Source organism: Flammeovirga sp. MY04 (assembly GCF_001682195.2).
Lineage (GTDB): Bacteria > Bacteroidota > Bacteroidia > Cytophagales > Flammeovirgaceae > Flammeovirga > Flammeovirga yaeyamensis.
Map to the genome: position 1 here is coordinate 4,535,724 of NZ_CP003560.2, position 11,745 is coordinate 4,547,468.

General features: G+C 34.7%; 10 protein-coding genes. 4 read left to right on the forward strand and 6 right to left on the reverse strand.

The window, feature by feature from the left end; translation table 11 throughout:
* The first annotated feature begins 152 nt into the window (after positions 1-152).
* The gene (locus MY04_RS18015; RefSeq protein ID WP_066211985.1) at positions 153-1,199 is read left to right on the forward strand and encodes a hypothetical protein; all 1,047 of its coding nucleotides are present in this window, start codon (positions 153-155) and stop codon (positions 1,197-1,199) included.
* 169 nt (positions 1,200-1,368) lie between these two features.
* Positions 1,369-2,370 carry a hypothetical protein gene (locus tag MY04_RS18020; RefSeq protein ID WP_066211987.1) on the forward strand — a complete coding sequence of 334 codons (1,002 nt, stop codon included), beginning with the start codon at positions 1,369-1,371 and terminating at the stop codon, positions 2,368-2,370.
* A 97-nt stretch (positions 2,371-2,467) separates the two neighbouring features.
* Here the strand turns inward: MY04_RS18020 and MY04_RS18025 are convergent, their stop codons facing one another.
* From MY04_RS18025 to MY04_RS18045, 5 genes are all read right to left on the reverse strand, one after another.
* The gene (locus MY04_RS18025; RefSeq protein ID WP_205960483.1) at positions 2,468-4,117 is read right to left on the reverse strand and encodes a glycoside hydrolase family 43 protein; all 1,650 of its coding nucleotides are present in this window, start codon (positions 4,115-4,117) and stop codon (positions 2,468-2,470) included.
* A 114-nt stretch (positions 4,118-4,231) separates the two neighbouring features.
* The gene (locus tag MY04_RS18030; protein ID WP_066211990.1) at positions 4,232-5,668 is read right to left on the reverse strand and encodes an MFS transporter; all 1,437 of its coding nucleotides are present in this window, start codon (positions 5,666-5,668) and stop codon (positions 4,232-4,234) included.
* A 24-nt stretch (positions 5,669-5,692) separates the two neighbouring features.
* The gene (locus MY04_RS18035) at positions 5,693-7,228 is read right to left on the reverse strand and encodes a glycoside hydrolase family 10 protein (protein ID WP_066211992.1); all 1,536 of its coding nucleotides are present in this window, start codon (positions 7,226-7,228) and stop codon (positions 5,693-5,695) included.
* 51 nt (positions 7,229-7,279) lie between these two features.
* Positions 7,280-8,077: a hypothetical protein gene (locus tag MY04_RS18040; RefSeq protein WP_066211995.1), complete on the reverse strand. Its 798-nt coding sequence runs from the start codon at positions 8,075-8,077 to the stop codon at positions 7,280-7,282.
* 86 nt (positions 8,078-8,163) lie between these two features.
* Complete coding sequence (locus MY04_RS18045) at positions 8,164-9,078, reverse strand: hypothetical protein (RefSeq protein ID WP_066211996.1); 915 nt, start codon at positions 9,076-9,078, stop codon at positions 8,164-8,166.
* A gap of 527 nt (positions 9,079-9,605) precedes the next feature.
* On the opposite strand from MY04_RS18045, the gene MY04_RS18050 reads away from it, so the two are divergent.
* A complete protein-coding gene (locus MY04_RS18050) occupies positions 9,606-10,250 on the forward strand; it encodes a glucosaminidase domain-containing protein (RefSeq protein ID WP_066211997.1) in 645 nt (214 codons plus the stop codon).
* Between the two features lie 148 nt (positions 10,251-10,398).
* Here MY04_RS18050 and MY04_RS18055 read toward each other — a convergent pair whose 3' ends face one another.
* Complete coding sequence (locus MY04_RS18055; protein ID WP_066211999.1) at positions 10,399-10,731, reverse strand: hypothetical protein; 333 nt, start codon at positions 10,729-10,731, stop codon at positions 10,399-10,401.
* Between the two features lie 590 nt (positions 10,732-11,321).
* Here MY04_RS18055 and MY04_RS18060 point away from each other — a divergent pair.
* Entirely contained in the window at positions 11,322-11,486 is a 165-nt protein-coding gene (locus tag MY04_RS18060; protein WP_158297762.1) for a DUF5522 domain-containing protein, read from the forward strand.
* Positions 11,487-11,745: the final 259 nt, after the last annotated feature.

The following is an 11,745-nucleotide window of genomic DNA, read 5'->3' on the forward strand; positions in this document are numbered from 1 at the left end:
ACTAAAAACAAAATAAGATAGGATTGATTTATAATCAGAATAATTTGATGTATCTGATTGTCTGATTTATGTGTAACATTGAGAACATTTACTTTATTCAGTATATCCAGCAAAAGAACTGAAAGAATTATTATTTACTTATTAACACCAACATGAAGACGACACTAACTTTACTATTTACCACGGTTTTTTATTTGGTAAGTTTTGGACAAGATGTCATTTACCAAAATACATTCGATGCAAAACAAGAGGGAGAAAATCTACTTTTGAACAATGAGTATAAAGTAGAAGCCTATTCGAATGCTACCGTGAAGAGAACGATTTCTGTAGTAAAAGAACATGGGAATAAATTTCTAAGATTTGATATTCCCGGTATGGATTCCAAAACAGAATACAATTCTCTGATTAGAGATATGAAAAAGATTCATTTTCATAGAGGGGCAACCTATACTATTACATTAAAGACAAGAGGACCGTTTGAGAGAGGTCTGAGATTAATTGATATCAAAACGATGAAAGCGGTCGTAAAAGGGGCCTCTTTTAATGCCGCAAATGATAAAGATTACTCATTGGAATGGCACGAGCATACTTTAGAATATTCACCTACAGATAATTTTGTGGGTCAAATTGCTATTCTAAGAAATTGGAATGGAGTATTAGATGTAGATGACATTAAGGTGTCTACCGTTTCTAGAATAAAAAATAGATATGCCCAATTGCCACATGAGGTGTACAAATGTGATTTCTCAGTGATGACATCAAGTAATGTGGGCGAGCACTTTAAATTTAAAGCATTCCAACAAGAAGGCCTAGCTAGAAGTTTGTCTGTAAATAATCAATATGGAAATTCATTTCTTCAGTTATCTATTGAAGAAACTAGACAATCGGCCAATACTATAGTGTTTTTAAAGAATGAATTTCAGTTTAAAAAAGGGGAAAGTTATACGATTAGTGTAAAAACAAGAGGGAAGTTTAAAAGACAAATCAAATTACTTGATGTAGGAAATGATGAATCTATTATTTCTTCTAATGATGCTGAAGCTTCAAAAAATATTGCTGAATCTGATTGGTTTACTCATCGGATAAGTATTTCTCCAAAGTATGATTTTACAGGTAAGATTGGAATTCTGAGGTTATGGTATGGCGATTTAGATATAGATGAAATCGTGATTAGAAGTACCGACGAAAATAATTTGTAAAAAAATATCTTCAAAAAAGTGCCTTTACATATATGTAAGGGCTTTTTTTTGTGAAAAGTAAAAAATATTTCAAAAAAATAGAGTACAAGTTTTAGGTACACCTCTTTATTGGATTGAAACCGGGATTCGAAATTGAATTATTGAACGCATTCTAAAAAAAATAAAGATTATGAAACTTAAAAAATTTGCTCTTATCATTTCTGTTTTAGCCGTATCGGCAATGTCATGTGACTCGTTAAAAGATAATGACTCAAGCTCATTAAATACGACTCTTGACGAGACAAGCTCTGACCTGATTTCTTCTGCTTTAGAAGCACAAGACTACACAGACAACATCTCAGAAGACATGATGGAATCTAGTACTGCTTCATCATCATCTTCATTCAGAACCACATCAGACAGTGAGGGCGATGTACAAAGAAGACCGTTTAGACCTGGTGCTCGACGTTTCTTTGCTCGTCATCACGCTGATTGTGCGGACATCACTATCACAAATGAAAACGATACAAGAACTGTCGTAATGGATTTCTCTAATGGTTTGTGTGAAAATCGTGAAGGGGAAACAATTAGTGGTGTGGTAACAAGTACGCATACATTTGGTGAGTCGAGCATGGCACATTCTACTACTTTCCAAGACTTTTCTAGAAACGACAATACAGTAAATGGTACTTCTTCGATTACTGGAGAAAATGTGGTTTTTGAAGAGGTAGTAGAGGAAGGTAAGAAACCAAAAATTGCTTCTGCTACATTAACAAAGACTACAAATGTGACCATTGATCATCCGGCTACTGAAGATGTAGCAGCTTATACGGAAACAATTGTAAGATCTTTACAAGAAGAAGTGGATAATGGTACAAAAACAGTTACAGGTACTTTAACTGTAACATCAACTGGAGAAAATTCAGGTTTTACTTCAGAGATTACTTCGGCATTGGTATTCTCGCCAAGATGTTCTGGTGAACGTCCAGTATTTGTAGCACTTCAAGGAACTGAGGTGATTACAAGAGGCGATGATACAATTACGGTAGATTATGGTAGTGGTGAATGTGATTACATCATCACAATCACAACTGCTGATGGAACAGAAAAAGTAGTAGACTTGTCAGAAGGTTATGACTACTATGGTTTCATTGGTGTAAGAGGAGGCTTAAAAGTTCGTAGAGAGAATTAATATAATAAGAGAACTAAATAGTTGGATTAAAATTTAGTCAAACTATTTTCCATCAAAGTAAAGTGGGGGATGCCTTTTTGCGGGCATCCCCTTTGTTTTATTCTAATTCTTGATGTGGCTTTAAATCAAACCAATCGAAAGAAGCTTTGGTTTTACTTGGGAGTTGCTCCGAAGTGGCATACATACCGATATAGACTCCATTAAATTTTAAAGTGGCTTCATCAGATAGTATGGTATAATCTTGTTTTTCCCCAATAGGTTGAAGTTGACCTTGTGTTTCCCCATAGTAGAACTGAGCTGAAATTCCTTTTACTTCAATATTCAATACTACTTCTTTTTTGGTATAAGGCACTCGGGCGATAATCTCTGGAGTTACATCACCTTTATTGCCTTTTTGAAAAGTCTTCACTAGTAAAATCTCTTTCTTCGATTTCACTAACTGATAATGATTTCCATGTCTTCTATAGATTGCTAATCCTGCTTTTTCATTTTCCTTCTTAGAATTAAACAATAGTTTAGTTGAGGCAGAATAATTAAAAGAAGTAGTTCTTTGTCCAATAAAAGAAGGATTGCTTAAATCAGTTAGGGTGGTTGGACGCAGTTGAATTTGTAACTGATCGTCTTTTAACTGATACCATTCTTCCTGAGGTGATCGTAAGAAGTTCCATCTCAATGCCAATTTATCAGAGGTGAACTCGTCTTTTTCTTCTAGTTTTTTGACAGGTGTCCAAGGCAAATCAGGTCTTTTTTGTTCTTCTTGAAGAAGGCCAATTCCTGGGTTATAAATGGGTGTAACTCCACTTTCTTGTTTAGTCATAATTACTTTTGCCAAGAAAGTTTCTCTAGCTAAAGTAACGTACCCATCCACCAATCGTTTTGCCAAAAGAACACTCCACCATTCACCGTTTTGTGTTTGAATTAAATCAGCATGCCCAGGTTGAATAATCGGATACGTTTTCCCTAAATGTCTATGTGTGATGATTGGGTTGGCATGATTTGGAATGTAAGGTCCCCAAATATCTTTACTGTTGAAAATGGTGACAGAATGAAATTCTCCAGTTCCACCTTCTCCAATAAGAAGTACATATTCTCCATCAATCTTATAAAGGTGTGGTCCTTCTGCCCATCGAGCATTTGATGCGTGACCGTAAGTAAGTTGTTTTTTCTCGCCGATTAAAACTGCTTCATCAGGATCAATTTCTTGCATCCAAACACCATTTTTGCCTGGCCATTCTTTTTCAGTCCCGTCAACAATTCCTGCACCAGTGTAGTAACATTTTCCATCATCATCCCAAAATAAAGAAGGGTCGATACCAGGAGCATCTTTTATCCATTTAGGATCGCTCCAAGGTCCGGCAGGGTCTTTAGCAGTAATAATAAAATTACCATTTTGTCCGACCATTGTGGTGATGATATAAAAAGTACCTTCATGGTAACGAATACTTGGAGCAAAAATACCATTCGAATCTCTTAAGCCGTCTTTGTAAACAATTTGATTGGGTCGGTCTAAGCCATAGCCAATCAACTCCCAGTTGACTAAATCTTTACTTTTATGAATGGGCAATCCTGGATACCATTCGAAACTAGAGTTGACCATGTAATACGTATCACCCACTCTACATATGGAAGGATCGGGGTGAAATCCCGGTAGGATAGGATTTTTAAATGTGGTTGGAGCATTTTGCCCCCAAAGCGTTTGTAAGCTTAGCGTTAAAAAAAGGAGAGTAATAATTCTTTGTTTCATCATTTCATTCAAATAAGTGATCGTTGATGATCAAATTACGAATTGAAAACCCATTACTATAGGTATTCATTTTAAAAAGATGATATAGAAAAATTACTCCCCTCTATGTATAAAATTTTATTCTTCCTTCTTAATCCCAAACTCAGGATCAATCTTTAATCTTAAGGCCCAAAGTAATCCAGGAATACCCGATAAAACAACGATTAAGAAGAAATCTGTGTAACCAAAGTACTTCTGAATAAAGCCGCTTACCATACCGGAAAGCATCATTCCTAAAGCCATAAAGCCCGTGCAAATGGCATAATGAGAAGTCTTATGTTCCCCTTTGGATACATAGACCATGTACATCATTAATGCTGTAAAACCGAAACCATAAAAGAATTGTTCTATAGCGATAACGCTTCCAATAGCAATCTGACTTTCGGGTTGATATGACGATAATAGCCAATAGCCGATATTCGGTAGGTTGATAGAAAGCACCATTGGAATCAACCAAAATTTAAGTCCTTTGGCATAAATAGCAATACCGCCTAAGATTCCTCCTCCAATAAGACAACCTAACCCAATTGTTCCATAAAGAAAACCTAGAGTGTCATTGTCCAGTCCAATTCCACCTTGTGCAACATCGTCTAATAAAAACGGAGAGGCGATTTTTACCAATTGTCCTTCTCCTAAACGGAATAAAAGAATAAAGCCAATGAGCTGTACTAAGTCTTTTTTATTGAAGAAATTTCGAAGGGCAGATTCTTCGTTTGATGAACTTTCTTGAGCTCCTTTTTTAAACTTGAATATCAAAATGCCTAAGCCGATAATACCTAAAAGAATATAAGTAAGCGTGGTGTTTTTCGGTTGCACATATTCATTGATACCCCATCCAAAGATGGCAATCGAAATTAGAATAACCATCATTAAAACTCCTTCAGTCACCCCTTCTTTTTTCGCGTCATCAGAACGTTGCTGTTCTGCATCGGGTAAGATAAAACGATGGTACAAAGCAAATCCAACCATGATGATACCTAAACCAAAGAAAATGATACTCCAAGCTGTTTTATAGTTACCATAATATTCGAATAACTCACCACTGATCATCACAATTCCTCCTTGTCCAGCCCACATAGCCAAACGGTAAAAGATACTTCTAATACCTACAAATAAAGATTGTTCTTCTTCTTTTAAGGCAATCATGTAAAAACCATCAGTAGCGATATCGTTAGTGGCAGAAGTAAAAGCAACAAGCCAAAAGGCGGCCAATGAATACTGAAAAAACTGATCTACAGGCAGGGTGAAAGCGACACAGGCAAATGCACCTCCAATGAGGGTTTGGGTAATAAACATCCACCACTTTTTAGTTTTTAAAGCATCGACTACCGGACTCCAGAAAGGTTTAATTACCCATGGTAGGTAGAGCCAAGAAGTATATAGTGCTATATCTTCGTTAGGAATGCCTAAGTTTTTATACATAATTACCGCTACGGTCATCACCATGGTATAAGGAAGACCTTCGATAAAGTAGATACTTGGAACCCAAAACAAAGGGTTTTTCGTTTTATTCATTTCAGTGTTGTTATCCGGTTGATGTTAATGTAAGACCTTGATTTTTTTACTCAAAAATCCTCCCGCTTTTACAGTGATAGCATTGCTTCGGTTACTTTCAATTTTGTTATTGCTTAATGCCGTGATGATATAAGTATATTGCTTTCCTTTTTCTAATTGATCATCAATAAATACTTGTTCCTTATAAGGTGATCTGTTGATGATTTTATGAATAAACTGACCATCTAAAACACCAAACCCAAAATCTTCATATCTATAAATTAAATATTTCTTTGCATTGGTATCAAAATCAATATCCTCCCAGGTAATCTTAAGTCCAGCATCGAGTTGTCCCTCAGTACTTGATATTCTCACTTTAGAAGGTGGAGTTTGATCCATTTTATTACCAGAAGGAGGTAAGGTAAAGTAAGGGTAGTTTCTCTGTAAAGTCTGCACTATTTTTTTAGGGTTACTAAATAAGAATTTAGCACTAAAGAAAGCACTTCCTTGTACATTTTTATATTTCTTATTGATATCTAATTGAGCAGCAATTTCATCGTTGGCTTCCCATTTTTCCACTTTATAGAGTGCGTGACCAATATATAATTGTGTTCCATAGGAGTTTTTATCCCACCATTTAACCACTTCTTCATAAGGAGCAGCACCTAACTTTCTGTGCCAATATACTTGAGGAATAACATAGTCTAACCAACCTTTTTTCATCCATTTTACCACATCGGCATATAGGTCGTCATAATTGGTAATTCCCGCTCTTGTTTTTGAACCTTTTGGATCAATATCACTGTTTCTCCAAACGCCAAAAGGACTAATCCCAAATTGAACATCGGGACGTTCTTGTTTTATCCGTGAAGATAGATTCTCAACAAAGTAATCAACATTGTCTCTTCTCCAATCTTCGATTTTATCAAATTGCTTTGGATTATTCTCAGCAAAAGTAGTGGAGTCTGGAAAAACTTCACCTTGTACTTTATAAGGGTAGAAATAATCATCGAAATGCACGGCATCTAAATCGTAATGTCTCACCACTTCCATAATCGCATCCAACACATATTCTCTAGCATCAGGATGTCCCGGGTTGTACATATATTTATTGCCATATTTCACAAACCAATCTCTATGCTGATAAAAAGGATGTTCTTGAGATAAGGCAGTGGTGTCGGAATTCATTGTTGCTCGATAAGGATTAAACCAAGCATGAAAATCTAAATCTCTTTGGTGGGCTTCTTCAATCATAAATTGAAGAGGATTGAAATAGGGGTTAGGAGCAACTCCTTGTTTACCTGTCATATATTTACTCCAAGGTTCAAACCCAGAAGGATAAAAAGTGTCTGCCACTGGGCGAACTTGTACAATGACTGTATTTAAACCTGTAGATTTTATTTTATCGAGATAACGAACATAATCTGCTTTAAGGTCGTTCGGACTCATCGAATTATTGGTAGGGAAATCAATATTATTTACCGTAGCTATCCAAACCGCTCTTAATTCTCTTTTCTGAGCAAAGCTGGAAAAGCTAAAAATTAGGCTAAAAATGAATGTAAAAAAATAACCACTTTTCATGAGGCTAATATTTAGTTTAAAAAGTTATTTGTGAATTGATATCCAATTGGATTATGAGTTGAGATGATGCATATGATATTCAATTAAACCCTCAGAAGGGGAAGCCACTATTTCAGGTTTCTGTAATTGATTTTCATGAAAGGCATCTTCAATATATGATTTGAAGTGATACGCAATACTTCCTGTAATACTAATACGTTCTTTCTTAGATCGAACAAAAGGCAAGACATAATAGTCAACAAACATCATCATTTGTTGCTTTAACATCGAACTTAGTGCAGGGTCAAGTTCAACTGATTTAATAATAAAAGGAGCAAAAGAAGCACAAAATGCATTCGGGCGTTCTTCCTTATATAATCGACTTAGAATGTAATCTGTGCTATAATCAAATTCTTCTATGAAAGAGTCGATCGTCGTAATGTTTAATTTATTTGTTAGTAATAGCTTTAAAAAAGCAAGTCCTATCGTTGCTCCACTTCCAAAATCACTTAATAAGTAACCAAGAGAAATGGGGCGGTTCGCTATTTTTTTTCCGGTATAATATCCTGAGTTTGCACCTGTACCTAAAATACAAGCTATACCTCTATAATTTAGAAGCAAACCTCTTGCTGCTCCGAAAAGGTCATCTTCAACGAAAATATTTTTGGAGTAAAATACTTTTTCTAGTGCTGATTGAATAGTTGATTTGTTTTCCTCACTACCTAAGCCAGCACCGTAGAAGAAGATCTCGAGATCAGCATTTTTTATATAAGGGGCAATTTGTTCTTCATCATTAATAAATGAAGTCAGCAAATCTTGTTCAGACCAAAAAAATGGATTGTAACCAGGTGAGGTTAGTTTAAAAATCACCTTTTTTTCAGATGGATTGATTAATGTCCAATCTGTTTTTGTTGAGCCGCTATCTGCAATTAGATGTAAAATACTCTTAGATTAGTTTAAGTAACTTCGTCTTTCCTTTGTGATCGACTAAATAATATAAAATCATTATCTGATTTTTGTAATGCGAACACTACAAAAATAATCAAGGCAATGACCAAAACAATACTTGTCACAGAAATCAGCTTATAAAGGTCGGTATTTGCCTGTGTTTGTAACTCTTTTTCTTTGTATTGTAGTTGTTGCTGTTGAAGTTCCTTCTGCTGAGCCAACTGTAATTGAAGATCTTTATCGTTTGCTTGTAAAGTAGCGGTATTTAAATTGGCACGAGTTGTCGCTAATTCTTGCATTAAATTAGAGTACAACGTTTTTTGATTACGTAAGGCCTCCTGTGCAGCTATTTCAGACTGTTCCGCTAATTTTTGATCTTTTAAAGCAGCAAGATGTTTAGCTTGTATTCTTTCTAACTGAGCTTGTACATCTTTTAATTGATTTTGAGTCTGCTTGAGTAATTCATTTTGTTCTTTGGAACGTTGACTCATTTCTTGTATCACTCGATTGTTCTCATCGATATTTCTTTGCATTCTATATTTGTCGTCTTTTAACTCAGAAATACGAGATTCCAACGATCGTATCGATCCTTGTTTCATGTCAAGTGTTTGATCATGAGTAGTTAATTCCGCTTCTTTTAAGTTGAGCTTTTTCTCAAGTCTTAAAACATCATCTTTAAGATCTAGAATCCGATCATTTTGATGTTTGATCTTTGATAGGTAAGCACTTCCTTCTGCTTCAATCTGTGCATTTCTTTTTTCCAGTTCATTAATACGCATTCGTTGTTGCTTACTTCCATCGCTTCCATTAAAAACGGCATAAGTTATCACTGTACCACAAAGTACAATTCCAGCGATACCCATTCTGATCCAGCTTTTCTGTTGTAATAGTTCCTTTTTAAAATCTGAAGAGTGATTTCTCATTTATTTATAAAAGTCAATTTAAAGTTTAGGGCACTAAGAGAATAGTATAGAGTATTAGATATTTATATACAAATTATTGATTTTCTGATCATTTCAAAAGAATTTCATCTGAAAAACAGATTGTTGAACACTTTTAGGTCTGGAATATTAATGTGATAGTGGAGTTATATGTACACTTAATGTGATGAATTTCGTGTCATAATAGAGAAAACTTACGTGTTATTTTAAATAAAAGTTAATTAGGTTAAATTTTTTAAGAATATTTCATCATCATAAAGTGCTATGCTATCTCGGTTTTTTCTTAAAAAACGTGGTCGTTTATAGTGTTATGTTAGAATAGTACAATTAATAACTAGAATAGTTAAAATTAAGGTGATGAAAATTATAACTTGAAAATTTTTTTATTACATACGTGTGCTATATATTTGCAGTCAACATTTTGAAAAACACAAAATCAATCTGTAACTCGCTGATAATCAGCACAAGCGTCAGACGGACACTTGATATTTTCACGAAATAAACTTTTAATGAAAAAGTTTTTACTCATTTTTTCCATTATAGTATTACCTTTTGGAAACCTAGACTTAGCCTTCGCTTCTTCTAATAATTCAATTGTAAGTGTAAAAGATACGGATCAAATTAAAAGAGAGAACTACATACGTTTGTTGTATAAGTCTTTCGACCCGATCTGTAGAAAATATGGAATTAATACTAAAGTAGCTATCTCACAGGCAATAGCTGAGCAAGGTTGGGAATTAAGAAAGGACTTCAGAATTTTCAATATTGCATCAACTAATCCTACTAAAAGTAAACTCGTTTATGATAACGGCGAACAAAGATACCGTAGATATAGAGTTTACTCTTCATTAGAACAGGCTGTTGAGGACTACTGTAAAGTGCTAACTAGTTATCATACTTATAGGAATAATGGTTTATTCGATACATTCAATGCAAATGAGCAAATTCAAGCCATTGCGAATGCAGGTTATGCTACCAATCCTAAGTATTTACAATTAGTATCGTCGGTAATGGACAACTTTGTTGCTCCAATAGTTGACGAAATGCGTGAAGAAGAAGCTATTGCAAGAAGATCTGAGGAACTTCAACAAGTAGCATCAGTTAGTAGCGTAGAAGCACAACACATTAGATTCTGTATGCCATCAGGCTATTAGAATCGACTTTATTTCTTGGCTTTTAAAGGCAATGCCTTTTATATAGGAAGACCCCGTTTTTGGACGGGGTCTTTTTCATTATAAAGGTTTAATAAAAATCAAAAATTGATGTATCCAGAAAAAATCGATACTAAAAAAAGGGAATGCATCATTTAATCATCTGACGTATTTCCCCATCCATTCGTCTATAGCCACTACGACCTAAGTCGAGTACTACATCTCCTTGAGCCATTAATTCCTCCCAAATACTCATGCGAAGAATATCAAAGAACTGCTCTTCGTCTTCTTTGTCAGCAAATTTATACAACTCTTTTAATCCCCTTCTTTGGATTTCGTTGTCGACCAGAATGTCTTTCATTCTTTGAATCAGCTGAGCACAGACGCCAAGTTCGAATTCTGAATTCGCTCTAATGTTTACATTGAACTCATAATCGTTTCCTAGTGCAGATGCAGTCACTTTTGGTTTTACAAAATGCTTCATGAGGCCCTGTTTATGTAGTTTTTAGATTTTTTTCGAGAACGGTAAACGGTAATGAGACGGGTGTCCTCGAATATAAAGATAAAGGACTTATACTTTCGTTTGTCCCTTTTGCAATGACTACCATAGCATTCTGATTTGTATGCCTGGTGAACGATGTTTAGATAATCTTTCTTTCTCCAATGTCGACATCGCTTGGACATCGCATTGAAAGCGTGGTCTGTGATTTCAATAAACATATGAGAAGGATGTAATAACGCACAATCTCCCGTCTAGAGGTATGCACGTTGAATCAAATAAAAAAATACTTTGATGTGCGGTGCACGGTAGCAATTGATCAAAGTTTTGTTCTGTTTTTTGGTGATGTTTTGATCGTTTGCTTAATCATAAGTTAGAGTTATTATTTGATAAATCAAAATTTAATTTTGCTACAAATGTTTTGTTTGAAATTAAAATTCGATTTTATTCAAAATAACAGAATTATATTAACAAAAAGTTCATTTCAAAAATATGGTATTTCCAATCTTTTCTGTTATATTGAAAGTCCGTGCCTATGAAATGTCTTTTTTGGTGAAGAACATTTTTTTTGAAATATGAGCAGCGAGAAATTAAAAGAAGGAGAAGATTATTATATCGAAAATGGCTTGTATGTTTTTACAAAAGCGTATCATTTAAAAAGAGGATATTGCTGTAAAAACCAATGTAAACACTGCCCTTGGGGATTCAAGAAGAACAAGAAAAGAATCTCAATTATTTAATAAAAGTCAATAAATAAACACTTCATTTTGAGAAAGTTGCATTCGTTCAACTTAACTCTCATCTTTGTGGCTTATGACACATACATTACCTATAGTGCATCCTATCTCGGTGTAGACCGACAGGTGCAATTTCCATTTTAAATCACCTTTGTTATTAGGTACCAGAAAAGTACCTGTCGGTTTGTTGTATCCCTACTTTCCGGTACATCTTTTATTAAGATGATCCGTCGAGAGTATATCAAAAAATCATTCATTTTAA